Annotated in this window: 12 protein-coding genes; 3 read left to right on the top strand and 9 right to left on the bottom strand. The window is 71.3% G+C overall.

The genetic code is table 11. The annotated features are described in order from the left end of the window. Window positions 1-127: 127 nt before the first annotated feature. From G398_RS0110970 to G398_RS0110960, 3 genes are all read right to left on the bottom strand, one after another. Complete coding sequence (locus G398_RS0110970; protein WP_026853617.1) at window positions 128-379, bottom strand: hypothetical protein; 252 nt, start codon at window positions 377-379, stop codon at window positions 128-130. 112 nt (window positions 380-491) lie between these two features. Further along, window positions 492-2,147 carry an acyl-CoA mutase large subunit family protein gene (locus tag G398_RS0110965; protein ID WP_026853616.1) on the bottom strand — a complete coding sequence of 552 codons (1,656 nt, stop codon included), beginning with the start codon at window positions 2,145-2,147 and terminating at the stop codon, window positions 492-494. 56 nt (window positions 2,148-2,203) lie between these two features. After that, complete coding sequence (locus tag G398_RS0110960) at window positions 2,204-4,582, bottom strand: putative bifunctional diguanylate cyclase/phosphodiesterase (RefSeq protein ID WP_052571847.1); 2,379 nt, start codon at window positions 4,580-4,582, stop codon at window positions 2,204-2,206. 273 nt (window positions 4,583-4,855) lie between these two features. Between G398_RS0110960 and G398_RS17910 the strand changes: the two genes are divergently transcribed. Then, entirely contained in the window at window positions 4,856-6,463 is a 1,608-nt protein-coding gene (locus G398_RS17910; RefSeq protein WP_052571846.1) for an amidohydrolase, read from the top strand. Between the two features lie 39 nt (window positions 6,464-6,502). On the opposite strand, the gene G398_RS0110950 is transcribed toward G398_RS17910, so the two are convergent. After that, window positions 6,503-7,066, bottom strand: a complete 564-nt coding sequence (locus G398_RS0110950) for a ParB N-terminal domain-containing protein (RefSeq protein ID WP_026853614.1) — start codon at window positions 7,064-7,066, stop codon at window positions 6,503-6,505. 140 nt (window positions 7,067-7,206) lie between these two features. On the opposite strand from G398_RS0110950, the gene rpe reads away from it, so the two are divergent. Beyond that, on the top strand, window positions 7,207-7,893 hold the full coding sequence (rpe, locus tag G398_RS0110945) for a ribulose-phosphate 3-epimerase (protein ID WP_026853613.1): 687 nt from the start codon (window positions 7,207-7,209) through the stop codon (window positions 7,891-7,893). Between the two features lie 397 nt (window positions 7,894-8,290). Beyond that, a complete protein-coding gene (locus tag G398_RS0110940; protein WP_157492388.1) occupies window positions 8,291-8,881 on the top strand; it encodes a hypothetical protein in 591 nt (196 codons plus the stop codon). Here G398_RS0110940 and G398_RS0110935 read toward each other — a convergent pair. The 5 genes from G398_RS0110935 to G398_RS0110915 are packed head-to-tail and all read right to left on the bottom strand — an operon-like array spanning window position 8,865 to window position 17,028. After that, entirely contained in the window at window positions 8,865-9,122 is a 258-nt protein-coding gene (locus tag G398_RS0110935; RefSeq protein WP_043484854.1) for a GIY-YIG nuclease family protein, read from the bottom strand. The two genes, G398_RS0110940 and G398_RS0110935, sit on opposite strands and share 17 nt — an antisense overlap. After that, on the bottom strand, window positions 9,119-10,594 hold the full coding sequence (locus G398_RS0110930; RefSeq protein ID WP_026853610.1) for a hypothetical protein: 1,476 nt from the start codon (window positions 10,592-10,594) through the stop codon (window positions 9,119-9,121). The genes G398_RS0110935 and G398_RS0110930 overlap by 4 nt, the downstream gene beginning before the upstream one ends. Continuing rightward, window positions 10,591-11,421: a hypothetical protein gene (locus G398_RS21995; protein WP_026853609.1), complete on the bottom strand. Its 831-nt coding sequence runs from the start codon at window positions 11,419-11,421 to the stop codon at window positions 10,591-10,593. The genes G398_RS0110930 and G398_RS21995 overlap by 4 nt, the downstream gene beginning before the upstream one ends. Then, complete coding sequence (locus G398_RS0110920) at window positions 11,408-12,274, bottom strand: hypothetical protein (protein ID WP_026853608.1); 867 nt, start codon at window positions 12,272-12,274, stop codon at window positions 11,408-11,410. The genes G398_RS21995 and G398_RS0110920 overlap by 14 nt, the downstream gene beginning before the upstream one ends. Continuing rightward, window positions 12,271-17,028, bottom strand: coding sequence for an alpha-2-macroglobulin family protein (locus G398_RS0110915; RefSeq protein WP_026853607.1), 4,758 nt, complete (start codon window positions 17,026-17,028; stop codon window positions 12,271-12,273). Before G398_RS0110915 ends, G398_RS0110920 begins: the two co-directional genes overlap by 4 nt. Window position 17,029 lies beyond the last annotated feature (1 nt).

The following is a 17,029-nucleotide window of genomic DNA, read 5'->3' as shown; positions in this document are numbered from 1 at the left end:
GTGCTTGTATTCATTCATATAAATGTGCCGACATTTGTCGGAATCTCCTGCTACTACTGGCCGGAGGTACAGAAAAAACCGGGCGGGTTGCCCCGCCCGGTCGAGTTCGCGAGCCTGCTTCAGCGGCTCACTTGCCCTTGTATTCCTTCAGCCAGTTGAGGTCGACCTCAGCGGCCTTCTTCTTGGCCTTGGTCTCTTCCAGGAACTTGCCGCGGGCGGACATCTCGCCACCCTTCTTGGGGGCGCCGACGTGGCAGGCCTTGCAGTCCTTGACATCGGCGAAGCCGAGTTCCTGGGCCTTCTTGACCCAAGGCATCTTGGCCTGGGCGGGAACGGCGAAGATCAGCGCCGCGGCGGCGATGAGGGTGGCGATGCGCATGGTGCCTCCGGAGGTGGGGTCCCGCGGGGAGCGGGACGGGGTTGGTCACAGCAATGCAATAAGGGTACCTGGGATGGGGCCTCTCACAAGATGTCTTGGGCCTTTAAGTGACCTAGAGCACCAGCCGCTCCTGGTACTCCCCGAAGACATTCCGGAGTGTGTCGCAGATTTCTCCTACCGTCGCCTCGGCCTTCACGGCTGCCAGGATGCGCGGCATCAGGTTCTCGGTGCCCGCCGCCGCAGCGGCCAGCTCGGCCAGCCGCGCGGTGGTGGCGGCCTGGTTCCGGCCCGCCCGCACGGCGGCCACCTGGCTCCGCCGGGTCCCGCCCAGGGCTTCGTCCACCCGCAGGAGGTCGGGCGCCACTTCGCCGGTGATGGCGAACCGGTTCACGCCCACCACGACCTGCTCGCCCTTCTCCACGGCCTTCTGGTAGGCGTAGGCCGCGTTCTGGATCTCGCGCTGGGGCAGGCCCTTCTCGATGGCCGAGACCATGCCGCCCAGCTCGTCCACCCTGGCCAGCAGCGCGGAAGCGCGGGCCTCCAGCTCGTCCGTCAGGGATTCGATGAGGTAGCTCCCCGCGAAGGGATCCACCACATCCGCCACGCGGGACTCGTGGGCCAGAATCTGCTGGGTGCGCAGGGCGATCATCGCGCTCTGCTCCGTGGGCAGGGCCAGGGCCTCGTCCCGGCTGTTGGTGTGCAGGCTCTGGGTGCCGCCGCAGACGGCGGCCATGGCCTGGACGGTGGTGCGCACGATGTTGTTGTCCGGCTGCTGCGCCGTGAGCGTGCTGCCCGCCGTCTGCGTGTGAAAACGCAACATCTGGCTTTTTGCATCGTCCGTCTTGAAACGCTCCTTCATGATCCGCGCCCAGAGGCGGCGGGCGGCGCGGAACTTGGCCACCTCCTCGAAGAACTGGTTGTGGGCGTTGAAGAAGAAGCTGAGGCGCGGCGCGAACGACTCCAACTTCAGGCCCGCGTCCAGCGCCGCCTGCACATAGGCGATGCCATCGCCCAGCGTGAACGCGATTTCCTGGGCCGCGGTGCAGCCCGCCTCGCGGATGTGGTAGCCAGAGATGGAGATGGTGTTCCAGTTGGGCACCTGCTCCGCGCAGAACGCGAAGATGTCCGTGATGAGGCGCAGGCTCTGGCGCGGCGGGAAGATGTAGGTGCCGCGGGCCATGTACTCCTTGAGGATGTCGTTCTGGATGGTGCCGCCCACCTTGTCCCAGGAGACGCCCTGCTCCTCCGCCACGGCCAGGTAGAGCGCCAGCAGCACGGAGGCCGGGGCGTTGATGGTCATGCTGGTGGTCACCTTGTCCAGGGGGATGTCCCGGAACAGGGTGCGCATGTCGTGGATGGAGCTGATGCTGACGCCCACCTTGCCCACCTCGCCCAGGGCCATGGGATGGTCGGGATCCATGCCGATCTGGGTGGGCAGGTCGAAGGCCACCGAGAGGCCCGTGGTGCCCTGTTCCAGCAAGTAGCGGTAGCGCGCGTTGCTCTCCTCCGCCGTGGCGAAACCCGCGTACTGCCGCATGGTCCAGAGGCGGCCGCGGTAGCCCGTGGGCTGCACGTGGCGCGTGAAGGGGAACTTCCCGGGAGCGCCCAGGTCCCGCAGGGGATCGTGGTCCGCGAGATCCGCCGGGGTGTAGCTGTTCTTCAGCGGGATGCCCGAGCTGGTCTCGAAGGTCCGCTGGCGGAGCTTGGAGGGATCCTCCGGCGCCGTGAGCTGAGTGCGCACCTGGTCGAGGAAATCCTTCTGGTACATGGGTCCTCCGTGGAATCCACCATAGCATCCGGAATGCGGCTCCCGGCGGGTTCCAGCTAGGTCACCATGACGAGCTCCGGCTCCGGGCCCTCCTGCTCCAGCAGGCCCGCGAGTTCCTCCGGCGGCACCGCGGGAGCGAACAGGAAGCCCTGGGCCCCATGGCATTCGTGCTTCCGGAGGAAGGAGAGCTGCCCCTCCGTCTCCACGCCCTCGGCGACCACCTGCAGGTTGAGGCTGGCCCCCATGGCGATGATGGCCGTGGCGATGGCCGCATCGGTGGGGTTGTGCTCCAGATCGCGGATGAAGGACTTGTCGATCTTGAGGGTGTTGACGGAGAAGCGCTTGAGCTGGGCGAGCGAGGAATGCCCCGTCCCGAAATCGTCGATGGAGACCTGGACGCCCAGGCCGCGGATCTCCTCCAGCACGGCGACGGCCAGCGCGGGGTTCTGCATGACCACCGTCTCCGTGATCTCCAGCTCCAGCCACTGCGGGTCCAGCCCTGTCTCCTCCAGGATCCGCCGTACGGAGGCGGCCATGCCCGCCTGCTGGAGCTGGTAGCCGGAGAGGTTCACGCCGACGCGCATGGGGCGCAGGCCCCGCGCCTGCCACCGGGCGTTCTGGCCGCAGGCCTCCCGCAGGACCCACTCTCCGAGCGGGAGGATGAGCCCGGTCTCCTCGGCCAGCGGGATGAACTCCGAGGGCGGAAGGAGGCCCAGCTCGGGGTGCTCCCAGCGCACCAGGGCCTCGATGGCGGTCATCCGGCCCGTGTCCACGTCGATCTTCGGCTGGTAGAACACGCGGAGCTCCCCGCCTTCGAGGCCGCGGCGCAGGCCGTTGGACAGCACCAGCCGCCGCTCGGCATCCTCATCCATCCGCGGGTGGTAGAGCTGGTGGTTGTTCCGGCCCCGGCTCTTGGCGTGGTACTTGGCGATGTCGGCCTTCTTCACCAGGGACTCGCTCCCGGTGCCGTCCCCCGCGTAGATGGCGATGCCGACACTGGCGGTCACGAAGATCTCGTGGCCCCCGATCTGGAAGGGGCGCGCCAGTGGCCGGAGGATCCTTCCTGCCAGGCTGGAGGCTTCCTTGGGGTCCCCGACGTCCCGCAGCGTGACGATGAACTCATCCCCGCCGATGCGGGAGACCAGGTCGGCATCCCGGATCGCGCCCTGCATCCGCCTCGCCACCTCGCACAGCAGTTCGTCGCCCACGGCGTGTCCCAGGGTGTCGTTGATGAGCTTGAACCGGTCCAGGTCCACGTACAGCACGGCCAGCCCCTGCCCGGCCCTCCGGGCGGCCTCCAGAGCCTGGTCCAGCTTCTCCACGAGGGAGGCCCGGTTGGGCAGGCCCGTCAGCCCGTCGAAGTGCGCCATGTGGAAGAGCTGCTCCTCCGCCCGCCGCCGCGCGGTCACGTCCCGGCAGATGCACCAGACCATCCTCGGCTGTCCGTCCTTGAGGGTCGGGGCGATGCTGCCCTCCACCGAGACCCTGGCCCCGTTCCGGGTCACGAAATCGGCCTCCATGGCCGTTCCACGCGATTCCAGCATGGCCCGCCCGAATTCCCTCAGCACGCGGGCGCGATGGTCCAGGTCGATGAGATCGAAGAAGCTGGAGGTTCCCAGGTCCGGGAGGCCGGATCCCATGGTCTTCACCCAGAGGGGGTTCGCGTAGAGGAAGCGGCCTTCGGGCGTGAGGCAGACGATCAGGTCGTTGGCCGAGTCCACGAACTGCCTCAGCTGGGCCTCGCGGACCTCCAGCGCCCGGTGGTCCCAGCGGATGACCGCCATGAGCCGCGCCATGATGAAGGCCACGGCGGCATTCAGGATCGCCGCCCAGGACCAGGCCAGGCCCAGGTAGAGCGGGTTGGCGCCGAGGGCATCGGGGACGAAGGGCATGGCCACCGGCGACAGCGCCCCCGCGTAGTGCCCCGCCAGCATGAGGCCGTGCATAGCCCCGCCCGCGGCGCCCATGAGCCAGACATCCCGCCGCCGGGGCAGCAGGAAGGCCGCCTCCATGGTGGCGATCAGGTACGCGGGCCAGAACCAGCTTGAAGGTCCCCCGCTGAGGTGGATCAGGACCGTGATGAAGACCAGGTCCAGCAGGACCAGGAGGTGGTCGGCGTGGCGGAAGGCCCGCGCCCCGAACCAGCCCTTCTGGAGCACCAGGCTGTAGGCCGCCACGGTGGCCAGGGAGCCGGCCAGGAAGACCAACTGGGCTCGGGTGGGGAAGAAACCGTAGGGACTGGCGGAGAACACGCCTCCCGCGAACAGCCCGTAGAGGCCGATGACCGCCAGCAGGGTCCAGCGGGCCCTGGCCACCAGCCTCGCCCGGACTTCCCGGTCGCTCCAGGGGGCGGTCCCCAGGGGCATCCGGCCGGTGCCCAGGAAGGCGCCGGAATCGGATTCCAGCCAGTCTGCGGTTTCGGTCCAGGGCGGCACGCGCCTCCTTTTTTCACTACCCAAGGGTCAACTGTCCGTGATTCCCGCCGGACCGTCAGTGACTGCCGTCACCCAATCCAGCAGGCAAATACATGTAATACATAAATTTATATTCGATTTATTGCGTTTTTCTACAAACCGTAGCCCGGACCGTCTGCCCGATCGGTCCTTCAGCCCTGGGCCGGGACGATCCCTCGACCCGGGAACGGACCTGTCGGCTTCCAGGGCGAATCCTCGTGAAGCTATGCTTCCAGAACACCCGGGAACCCGCCCATGCCGATGCCGCCCGCCGCCCCGCCCGCCTCCTACCGCCTGATCCAGGGCGCCGACCTGTGGACCGACCAGGGGCTGCAGCACGGCCAGGCCGTGGTCATCCGGAAGGGACGGATCCTGGCGGTGGGCCCTGTGGAGACCCTCGCCAAGGCCCACCCCAAGGCCCAGCGGGTGGACCTCCCAGGGGGCACCCTGCTGCCGGGGCTCATCGAGGGCCACGCCCACGTGGGCGGCCTGGGCGCCCTGGGTCGGAAGGTGGACCTCACGGGCCCGGCGGACCTGCCCGGCACCCTGGAGCGCATCCGGGCCTGGGCCGCGGCGCACCCCCAGGGCTGGGTGCTGGGGCGAGGCTGGGACCAGAACCGGTGGGCCGGCAAGGCCTTCCCCCGGGCCGTGGACCTGGACGCCCTCACGGGCCCCCGGCCCGCCTTCCTCCAGCGGGTGGACGGCCATGCCGCCTGGGTGAACAGCGCCGCCCTCGCCCTCGCGGGCATCACCGCGAAGACGCCGGATCCCCAGGGCGGCCGCATCCTCCGGGATGCCGGCGGCCGGCCCACGGGCATCCTGCTGGACGCCGCCGTCCAGCTCGTGGAGAAGCACATTCCCGAGCCCAGCGCCGCCGAGCTGGAGGCGCGGCTCAAGGCCGGCCTCACGGCCCTGCGTGCCGACGGGTTCACGGCCGTGGCCGACATGGGCGTGGGCGCCCGCGAGCTGGCGGCCTACCGGCGTCTGGCCGCCGCGGGGGCCCTGCCCATCCGGGTCTTCGCCTACGTGAACCACGACCATGCCCTGATGCTCCGGGAGCTGAAGCAGCCCCGGGCGAAGGCCCTGTCCTTCTTCCAGGTGCAGGGCGTGAAGTTCTACATGGACGGCGCCCTGGGGAGCCGTGGGGCCAGACTCCTGGCGCCCTACGCAGACGAGCCCTCCACGCAGGGGCTCTGGGTCACGGATCCCGCCAAGGTGGCGTTGGATGTCTCCATCACCCTGCGGGCTGGCTACCAGCCTGCCATCCACGCCATCGGCGATGCGGCGAACCGCGCCGCGCTGGACCTGATCGCCCAGGCCATGAAGAAGGGCAAGGGCGCCCTGCCTCCGCGCATCGAGCACGCCCAGATCGTCACCGCCGAGGATGCCGCCCGCTTCGGGAAGCTCGGCGTCGTGGCCAGCGTCCAGCCCGTCCACTGCACCTCCGACCACAGCTGGACGCCGGCACGCCTGGGCCCCGGGCGCGTGGACGAGGCCTTCCCCTGGCGCAGCCTCGCGAACGGCGGCGCCCTCCTGGCCTTCGGCAGCGACGCACCCGTGGAGGACCCGGATCCCTTCGTGGGCCTCGCCGCCGCCGAGACGCGCCAGGACCCCGCCGGCAACCCGCCCGGCGGCTTCCTGCCTGCCCAGCGGCTCACCCGCCCCGAGGCCGTCCGCGCCTACACCGCCGGCAATGCGGCGGCCCTGGGACGGGCCCGGGACATGGGCACGCTCCAGAAGGGCGCCGTGGCGGACCTCCTGTGGATCCAGGTCCCCCTTGGCACCCTCGCTCCAGAGGCCCTGCGCAAGGTGAAGCCGGCCCGCCTGTGGGTGAACGGGGTGGAGGTGCCCCTGGGGCGCTGAAGCGCGCCAGTCCCCACGGAGACGCCTGGAACCCGATGCTCAGGGCATCGGGAGCGGAGGTGACACCTCGAAGACATAGGCCGGGACCCGCTCCAGGCCGAGGAATCTGGCGCAGATGGCGCGATGGTGCCCGTCGAACCGGAACATCCGGTACGGAAGGCCGTAGGCGCCGACATCCACCAGGTAGACCGGCCGGCGGATCCCCTCCCTTTCCATGCGCACGGCGAGCTCCCTGAAGGTCCGGGCCCGGTGCATGGCGGATTCAAGACTCCGTGCATGCTTCCGGAGCTGGATCTCCTGGATGTACCGGGTCTGCTCCACCTGGGACTCCTCGGCCTGGAGCACTTCGACATACTCCTCGGTCTCCTCGCTGTTCTTGTCCAGGGCCCAGGCGGTGGGGACCGACAGGGCCCGGACGCGGACGAGCCGGGGCGGTGCGTAGCCCTTGGCCCGCACGGCCACGGCCGAATTCCAGTCCCGCTCGAACTCCTCCTGAGTCTCCGGCCGGAGGAGGAGGAGGAGCGCCCTGAGCTGGAAGAGGATGGAAAGGCGCTCGGGAGCTACATCGGCTCCATAGGTATTTCCATGAAACACCTGGGACATAAAATAATCCTGACCTGGATTTATCCAGTTTAATCCAAGATCAGAATCCTGCACTCCTGTTATTCCGGAGCGGGCCGGCGGGTGCGGCTTCCCCTTCCGGCCATGGAGATCCCCGGCCCTGGTCTGGGATACTTGGGCCCATGAGCCTCCGCCCCGCCTCCCCCCTGCTGGCCCCGTCCCTGCTCTCCGCGGACTTCACGCGGCTGGGCGAGGAACTGCGGATGATCGAGGCCGCGGGCGCCCAGGTGGTGCACGTGGACGTCATGGACGGCCGCTTCGTGCCGAACATCACCATCGGCCTGCCCGTGGTGGAGAGCCTGCGCAAGGCCACGGACCTGCCCCTGGACTGCCACCTGATGATCGTCGAGCCCCTGCGCTACGCTGCGGACTTCGTGAAGGCCGGCGCCGGCTGGGTGAGCATCCACCAGGAGGCCGATCCCCACCTGAATCGCACCCTGGCGGCGATCCGCCAGGCCGGGGGGAAGGCCGGGGTGGTGCTGAATCCCGGCACACCCGTGGAGACGCTGGTGGACCTCCTGGGCGATTTCGACTTCGCGCTGCTCATGAGCGTGAATCCCGGCTTCGGCGGCCAGAGCTTCATCCCCCGCGTGCTGGACAAGGTGAAGCGCCTCGACGCGCTGCGCGCGGAGCGCGGCGTGCCCTTCCTCATCCAGGTGGACGGCGGTGTGGGCCTGAAGAACGCCGCGGACCTCGTGCGCGCGGGCGCGGACTGCCTCGTCGCCGGCAATGCCGTGTTCAAGGCGGAGGATCCGAAGGCCGCCGCCGCCGCGCTGCTGCGCGAGATGGGCGCCGGGCGGCGGGCCTGATCCTGCGCAGCGCAGTTCCGCGCCTCTGCGCGCGCCCTTGCGATGGAGCCTCATCCGAACGGCCTACCGCGCCTCATCCGTTTGCAGCCCGGGACGTTGACTGGCACTGATCCTGCAATCTCCGCATCTTATCCAGTGCCTCCATCGAGGGCGCGGAAGGGAGGAGTCCATGACACGCCACCGAACGTCCAGCACCTTGGTCCTCTTGCTTCTGGCCGCTCTGGCCGTACCTGTCGCGGCCCAGAGGGACCGCCGCGAAGAAGGTTCCCGGCCTGAGCGTCCCCGCGAGCAGGGGCGCGAACAGGGCCGCGCCCCGGAACGGGGACGGGAGCAGCCGCCCGCGCGGTCGGCCCCCCAGGCCGCCCGCCCATCCAGGGAGATGGAGCGGTCCCGCCCCATGCCTGGACCCGAGCGCCAGGCCAGGCCCGAGCGGCCCGGCCGCCCCGAAGGGCGCTCCGAGGGACGCCCCGAAGGCCGCCCTGAAGGCCGCATGGAGCGGGGGGAGCCGCGGACCTTCCGCGCCCCCTCGGAGCGGGAGCCGTCCCGCCCGCAGGGCCGGGAGGCGCGCCCCTCCCCGCGCGCGGCTGACACCGCCCGCGCCTGGCAGGGCCGTGACACCTGGCGCCGGAATGCCTGGCCGGCCCGCGCCACCTGGCGGGAGCATCGCGCCGAGCACTGGGAGCGCGACCACCGCACCTGGGCCCAGCGCGGAGGCTATGGCGGCTACCGGATTCCCGAGCCGCAGTTCGTCTCCCGCTTCGGCATCAGCCACCCCTTCCTCATCGGCACCCGCCCGGTGATCTACCAGGGCTACCCCCGGTTCCGCTGCGGAGGCTACTGGTTCCTCATCGTGGACCCCTGGCCGGAGTTCTGGGTGGATGACTGGTACATGGCCGACCGCGTGTACATCGACTACTACGGCGACGGCTACTACCTGGTCAATCCCCGCTATCCAGGCATCCGCATCGCGATCACGGTCTTCCTGTAGCGCCGGCGACCAGGGCCTCCTTCGCTGGGCGCTTCATGCGCTTGAGGGACCTCTCCCGCCGCAGGGCCTCCGTCTTCGAGCCGCAGGCCTCCTGGTACGCCAGTTCCAGGGGCCCGCGGCCGCGGGTGTACTTGGCGCCCCGGCCCGCCCGGTGCTGCTCCAGCCGCGCCGCCACGTCGAGGGCGATGCCGCAGTAGAGGGTCCCATCCCCGCAGCGGACCAGGTAGACGAACCAGGTCATGGCAGCCGCCAGGAAGGCGGAAAGGCCTCGGCGAGGATCTGCTCGGCCACCGCGCCCTGGGCGGCGCGGAAGCGCGCGGTGCTGAGGCAGAGGCCCACGTTGTGGCCCCAGCCCCGCCCCTTCAGGTGGAGGGAGCCGTCCGGCCGCAACTCGCCCTCACAGACATTGCTGGGCCAGGTGGTCCACCCGTAGCGCCGGCCCGCGGCCAGGCGCAGGGCTTCCACCGCGTAGGGCCCGGAGGCGCCCAGCCTCATCCCGAGCTGGCCCGGCTTCAGTCCAGCGGCCACGTCCCGCTTCAGGGCGGCGACCTGGGCGGCCTCCAGGGTGCGCTCCCAGGCCGTCCAGCGGTCCTCCGGCACCTCCGGGGCGGAGCCCGCCTCGGCCGGTCCGTCGCCCCAGACCACCCGGGGGCTCAGGGAATGACCGCCGGCGGAACCGGTGAAGAAGGCCCACCGGGGATCCAGGTCCAGAGGCGGGGCCGCCTCGACCGCCCGGATCGTGCCCGGCATAGCGCCTCCCCGCACCACGGCGCAGTGGGTCAGCGGACAGAGCGCGCCGGCCGGATGCTGCCGGGGGTGGCCGTCGAGCCAGCGGTCCAGCACCGCGGCCAGGGCCCGCCGGGCCTCGAAGGGCGCATCGGCGCCGAGCTCCCCCTCCGCCGCCGCGGCGATCCAGGCGGTCCGGGAGGCCGTCCAGGCCAGGCGCCAGCCGTGGCGCTCGGCCCGGATCCGCACCGTGCCCCGGAGCGGCCCGACCGGAAAGCCCGGCTGGAACCGGACGGCCCCCTGGAAGCGCCAGGTCCTCCCCAAACGATGCGACAATTGGTGTCCATTCACGGCCATGGGCCCCCGCAGGCGCTCCGCGGGCCAGACCACCGTGACGGTTTCGGCCAGGACCGGGGCCTCCCGGGTCCAGCTTTCCGCGGTGGCCCCGGTGGGCTCCGGCGGGTGCGGCAGGGGACCACCCCGGAGCCAGGCCCTCAGCCAGCGATAGGCCCAGGCCTGCTCGCGGGTGGCGCCGCCCGCCAGGGCCCGGTCGAGACGCGCCTGGGCGCCCGCCGGCGGCGCGGCGGGCCAGGCCCGCGGCGGCCTGGCGTGGCCCTCCGCCCACAGGCACCGGGCCTCTTCCTCCCAGCGCCGGAGGCGCGCGTCCCGCAGGCGCCGGTGGGTCAGCTCGTGGCGCAGGATGGCGCCGAGGTCCCGCCGCCTGAGCTGATCCCAGGGGCGCAGGTGCAGGGTGTCCCCCTGCCACTGCCCGCTGCGGCCGGCCGGCGCGCCCGTGGCCTTCTCGAAGGCGGCGGCGTCGGGATGGATGCGGACGTGCCAGGGCCCCGCAGGCCATGGTCCGAAGTCCGAGGTGGACGCGAAGGCTGCCCGCAGGGACTCCTCCATGACCTCCAGGCCGGCGCCCTCTCCTTCGATGACCGGCGGCTGGAAGGGAGGCGCGGGCGCCGGAGCCGCCAGCAGGATCAAGGCTTCAGCCCCAGGATCTCCCGGATGCGCGTCATGCCCTCCTGTTTGCCGCGTCCCCGCGGCAGGTGGAGCACCACCAGGACCGAGCGCCGGCCGCCCGCCACCCAGGCGCCGGTGGCCGAGGGATCGCCAGGCACCGGGCCCGTGCCGGTCTTGAACCACCAGTCCTCCCGGCCGAACAGGTCCTTCACCTCCGCCCAGAAGCCGGCCAGGTAGCGCTTGCCGAAGGTGACGACCTCCATCTGGCCAGGGTCCATGAGCCAGCGCAGGAAGGCCTCGGGGCTGGTGCGCAGCAGATCGCCGTCGCCCACCCAGGCCGCCGTCAGCGGGGGAAGCCCCTCGCCCGGGGGCATGCGCCGCCCGAGGAAGGGCCCGAAGGTCTCCTCCAACCGGGCCCTGGCCGCGTCCGGGCCGTAGTCCTGCGCCCAGCGCTCGCGCGCGCCCGCGATCCAGGCCAGGAAGGCGAGGTTGCAGCTCTCCTGGAGGGCCCGGGACAGGTCCACGCGGCCGTGGCCCTCGCGGTTCCAGCAGACGAAGGGCCCCTCGGCCCCCTTGCAGCGGTACTGGACGCCGGAGGCGGACCACTCGCCCCCTTCCAGCTTCATCCAGACCAGCTTGGCCAGGCTGCCCATGGGGGCCTCCTTCCGCGCCTCGCCGAAGGCATGCACCTCCCCATCCCCCAGGGTGATGGCGAAACCTTCGCCGGGCCGGAGGACCGGCGCCCGGGCCGCGGCCACCACCGCGGGCGCGGGCTTCTCCTCCGCCGCCGGCTGGGCGGCCAGGAGGCAGGAGGCTAGCAGGGCGCCGATCAGCCTAGGGTTCCACATCGAAGGTCCCCAGCATGACAGGGCCCGAGCCCGGCAGGATGAGGCGCTCCCAGGTCCAGCGCCGCTCCTGGTCCGTGCCCCCGTCGAGCACGGCCTCCACGTGGATGCGGGCGGGACGGCCTCCCCGCCAGCCGCCGGTCCACTTCAGCGCGTAGGTGCCCGGGGGCGGCGTGTCGTGGGTGTACTCGCCGGACCAGCGCAGCATGCCGCCCGAGGGCGTGCGGCGTCCGCCCTGCGCCAGGGCCCCGTCCGGTTCCTGCACCTGGAGGCTGCCGCTGACGTACTCGTCGTTGGCCTGGATGCTCACCACCCGGAGCCGCGTGCGGGTGGTGGACACCCACCAGCTCCGCACCACCTTCAGGCCCGAGTCCGGCTCCAGGATCTCCAGCCGGTTCTCGCCGTTCTGGGCGGTGAGCTCCATGTTCAAGGTGGTACCCACGCTGGTCTGCCAGCGCATGGAGGCGCCGTTGAGCCACACCAGCAGCGTGCGGGAGCGCCAGGCGTTGCGGGCAGCCTCCGCCTCCCGCGCCAGCCGCTCCCGGCGCAGCTGGTCGGCGGTGCGGGTGTCCTCGGCCGGCATCCCGCCGTCCCCTTCCTCTCCCTCGTCCTCTCCATCGTAGAAGCGCGGCTGGGGCTCGTCCCTGGGAGGATTCGGGTCCCTGGGATCCACCAGCTTCACCTTGAGCGCCACCGTGCGGTCGCCGGACCAGCCCCCCAGGGCCGGCGACACCTCCAGGCGCCACTGCTTGAGGTCGGGCGCGTAGGCGGCCGCCGGCGGGGTGGCCGCTCGGGGCTTCTGGGCCGCCAGGAAGGAGGCGGACACCAGGAGGGACAGGATCAGCACGGACCTCATCGCGCACCTCCATCCACCACCTTCAGGTCCAGTCCGTCGCTGGTGACCCACTGGCCTTCGTTCGACATGAGGCTCAGCTTCGCCGGCCTGAGCCGGTAGTGGCCCGCCATGCCGGCCCGCAGGAGGATCCGGACGGTCTGCGTATCCCAGCTCCAGGTGTGGGGGAACAGGAACGTCACCTTGTCGGAGTGCACCTCGATCCGCGGCTTCACCCAGCGGTCCGAGGCGCCTTCCTCGGTGAAGGCCTTCCCTTCCAGCACGAAGCCCTCGAGCTTCACGGTGGGGTTGAGACCGCCGGGGATGGGCACCTCCAGCATCACGTAGTCCGCGTCGCGGTCCGTACGGAAGGACACCTGCATCCAGGCCTCCTCGCCCGCCTTCAGCGTGCCGGTCCAGGGCTGGCGGACCCAGCCCTGGCTGGCGTGGCCGGTCTGCTGGGGCGTCCGCAGGCGCCACAGGTCGCGGGTCACGGACATGCGCAGCGCCGTGGACGCGTCGCCCTTGGGCACGCCCGCGGCACTGCCGGGCACCTGGTAGGCGTAGGTCCACACGAGCAGCCCCCGGCCGCTGGCGCTCACGGTCACGGGCCTCGGCTCAGCCATGGCGAAGGTGCCGGCCCGGGCCTCCCGGGCGTTCCAGCGGCGGGCCTGGGGCCGTTCCTTGAAGTCCCAGGTGGGGCCCCCCTGCACCGAGGCCTGGATCGAGAGGGCTCCCCAGTCCAGCTTGCGGGTCTTCAGGAGGTAGGGCAGCAGGTCCACGATCTGGCTGGTGCTCCAGGTGGAATACCAGCCGTAGCCGCGGTACTCCGAGGCCAGGAAGGTCTCGCCCTGGCGGATCAGGGGCGAGCGCGGCCGCGCCAGGGAGAGGGCTTTCAGTGCCATCACCGTGGGCACCACGTCGCCGGAGGCGTAACCCCACCAGGCCTCGCGGCGGCCCTCCCAGCGGGCCAGGCCGCCCTTCACCACCGCCCGCTGCTCCAGGCGCTCGGCCAGGGGCGCCGCCTTGGGATGCTTCGCCTGGGCGGCGGCCAGGGCCACCAGGGCCAGCACGTGATCGCCGGACCACTGGCCCCGCAGCACCTTGTCCGCGGCGCTGTCCACCAGACCTGCGATGGGCTCGCCGGTCTGGGCCAGGGAGGTCAGCAGGAAGGCCGCATCCGCCTGGGGATCGGCGGTCTGGCCGTGGCTGTTCCGCTGGCGCTGGACCGCCGTCGCCTGGTCCGCCTGCCGAGCCACCTGCTGGAAGAGGCTCAGGGCGGCCATGCGGCCCCGACGGTAGACCCCCTCGTCCACCGCGTAGCCGAGGCGCTTCATGGTGGCGAAGCTCTGGATGGCGTAGCCGGTGGTGTGGGGATTGGCCTCCAGCCCGAAGTCGTTGGGCGCGTACCAGCCCCAGCCGCCGTTGGTCATCTGGTAGCCGTAGACCTTGAACACGCCGTCCCGGATGTTGCGGTCCAGGTTCGTGAGCTGCTTCCAGTCCAGATCCGGCATGGCGCCCTGCTTCACCAGGTCCGCCACCAGCAGGTTGGGCACGAAGCTGGACAGCGTCTGCTCCACACACCCGTAGGGGTAGCCGATGAGGTAGGGCAGCGAGGGCGCCGCCAGGTGCTCCAGGTTGCCCACGGGCGTGAGCACCAGGGCCGCCTCGCCCTTGGCGGAGGGAGGTGCCGGGATCGTGACCGTCTGGCTCCCGCCGTCCAGCAGGATGGAGCCGGACAGGGAGGCGGGCACCAACTGGTCCTGCACCACGACGCGCTGCCGCTCCGCATCCTTCAGGCCCCCGCCCTCCACCCGGGCCGTGACCGTCAGTGGCCCGGTCTTGTCCGAGAAGAGCGGCAGGGCGAAGCGGTACTCGCCCTGGTCCTGGAGCGAGAAGGTGCCTTCGGGCGCCCCCGAGAAGCGCCCGTTCTGGACCTCCAGCCGGATCTTCCCCTGGATGGGCTGGCCCGAGAGGTTCCGTACCAGGGCGATGGCCCGGGCCTCCTCGCCCACGCTGAGCGTGCGCGGAAGGGTGAGCGCCACCTGCAGGGGCTTGGAAGCCGGCTTCGAGGCCCGCCCCACGCCCACCTTGGTGTCGGAGGTGATCGCCGTGGCCGTGGCCCGCCAGGCCGTCAGGTTGTCCGGCAGCACCAGGTCCACGCTGGCCCGCCCATCCCGGCCCGCGGCCACGAAGGGCGCCCAGTGGGCGGTGTCCTTGAAGTTCTGGCGTACCTTGTCGTCGTCATCGGCCTTGAAGTCACCGCGCTTCGTCTGCTTGAGACTCCACACGGGACGCTGCCGGCGCAGCAGGTCGTGGAAGCTCCAGTCCGTGGAGCCCGACCGCAGCACGCCATGGCGGCGCGTGGGATGGAAGAAGCGCACGGGATCGGGGCTCAGCTCCTGGCTCAGGGCATAGATGGCTTCGTCCACCACGCCCACACTGAGGTCCGCGGCAGAGGGCTTCCCGGAAGCGTCCTTCACCTCCACGGACACCTTCATGGGCTGGCCGGGCTGGTAGCGGTCCTTGTCGGTGAAGACGGCCACCGACAGCCTCCGGTCCCGCTTCGGCACGCGGAGCGGCACTTCCACCATCTGGCGGCGGCCTTCGCTCACGATCTCGAACACGGCCCAGACATTGGGCTGCATGGCGGCGGTGACGGGGATCTCGATCAGGGCCGTGGTGCCCTGGACGACCCGGCTCTGGTGCCGGCCGAGGTCCTCGTGCTCCAGGGCCCAGTGCAGAGTCAGCCGGGGCCGGGGGAGCTGCACGAGGACCCGGGCGGTGTCGCCGGGCTGGTACTCGGGCTTGTCGGCGGCGGCACGGAGGTCCGGCACGGCGGGGAGCGGCGTGCCTTCGGCGGCCACAGTGATCTGCCGCTGGGCGGTCACGGGGCGGCCCTTCGAATCGCGGGCCTCGGCCACCAGCAGGAAGGCGCCGCCCTCGGGAATGCTCAGCATGGCCTGGGGGCCCTGGGCCGAGGCCACGGTCTCGCCAGGCTTCAAGGCATTGGGACGGGACCACCAGTAGGCGGAGTCCTTCTGCGCCACGATGCGGGCGGCGCGCAGGGCGATGGCCACCCCCGGCACCTCCTTGCCATCCAAGTCCAGGGCCCGGGCCGTCACCTGGAAGGGCTTCCCGGGCAGGGCCACCTGCCGGTCCGAGGCGATCATCAGCACCAGGTCGCCGGCGGCGGCCCGCACCTGGGCCTGGCCGCTGTTCCGCTGGCCCGAGGCATCGGCCACCTTCACCACCATGCGCCAGAGACCGTCGCTCTCGGCCTTGAAGGTGGGCAGGTCCGCCTGGCCTTCCTCATCCAGCTCCAGCTGGCCGCTCTCCATGAGCTCGGGCGCGGGGCCGGCGTCCTCGTCGTCCCAGATCCACCGGGCCTTGGGCGGCACGACCTTGTAGAGGAACCAGTCCGCCTTGGCCCCGCGCACGGCGGCACCGTAGAAATAGCGGGCATTGGCATGGAAGGCCAGCAGGTCACCCAGGCCCACCTTGGCCTTGGCGGCCGTGACCTTCACCTCGAAGGCGGGCTTCACGAACTGCTCCACCTTGAACTCGGCCTGGCCCGGCCCCTGGGGCCCCTGGAACACGAGGCGGTAGAGGCCCAGCCGGCCCGCGCCCGGCAGGGTGAACTGGGCGGCGTAGGTGCCGGTCTCGGCGCTCATCAGCTTCGCCTGTCCCTCCGTCACCTTGGTGTCCTCGGGATCGAGCACCGTGAAGGGGAGGGCCGCCGCTCCGCCCGCCACGCGATTCTCGCCATCCTCCACCCGACGGAGGATGGCCTTGGCGAAGACCTCCTGGCCCGGCCGGTAGAGGGGCCGCTCCGTGAAGGCGTAGAGGCGCTGGCGCACCGCTGCGGAGCCCTGCCCCTCGCTGGCCAGCAGGGCGAAGCTCGCCCCGGCGCGGGCCACCACCACCCGGCGCACCCCGGGCGTGGCGGCGGCTTCGGCGGTTCCGGCGCCGTCGAAGGCCAGGGGCTGGGCCTTGGGACCCTCGAGGATCTGGCCCGACACGGCGGCCCTGGCCGAGCCGTCCCGCGCATCCACGGCGCGCACGCGGAGGCGCGAGCCGTCCTGCTCGGACAGCAGGGCCAGGTCCGTGACGAGCCACGGCACGTAGGCCGCATCGCTGCCGCGCAGCACCTCCACCAGATAGAGGCCCGCGGCCTGGGCGGGCAGATCCACCCGGCTGAGGAAGCCCTCGTCCCCGGACTCATCTTCCGGGCGTCCCTTCTTTCCGGCGATGTCCTCTGCGACGCGGGGTACGAGCTCGGTGATGAAGGTGATCCCCGGCTGGCCTTCGATGGGCAGGGCGGCGCCTTCGCGGACCCGGTCCGGCGAGGTGCGCGCCGAGCGCAGGCGGTCCGTCTGCTTGGCCGCGTCGCGGAGGCCCTGGGTGGCCGTGCGGTGGACCGTGACGAAGGCCCGCCGCCCGCCCCAGAGGACGGCCTCGCGCAGCAGGTCGAGGGGATCCTGGACGCCGCGCCCGCCTTCGGCCACGGAGCGGCTCCGGTCCGCCAGGACCTTCTTCAGCAGGGACTCCGGATCCTCGACCCGGTAGATGCGGATGCGCGCCTCGGCCGGGATGGGTCCCGCCGCCTCCAGCTGCCCCGGCTTCCCGGGCAGCGTGGGCCTCAGGTTGGCGAAGGCGCCGGTCCATCCGCCCTCCCGCCAAGGGGCCTCGGGGCTGCGCTTCTGGGCCGTGCCCGTGGTGGGCATGAGCAGGATCGCGGGCAGCAGCAGGGTGAGGATCGGGCGGAACCAGCGCATG

The organism is Geothrix fermentans DSM 14018, from assembly GCF_000428885.1.
GTDB classification, from domain to species: Bacteria; Acidobacteriota; Holophagae; order Holophagales; family Holophagaceae; genus Geothrix; species Geothrix fermentans.
This window is presented reverse-complemented; position numbering and strand designations above follow the sequence as displayed.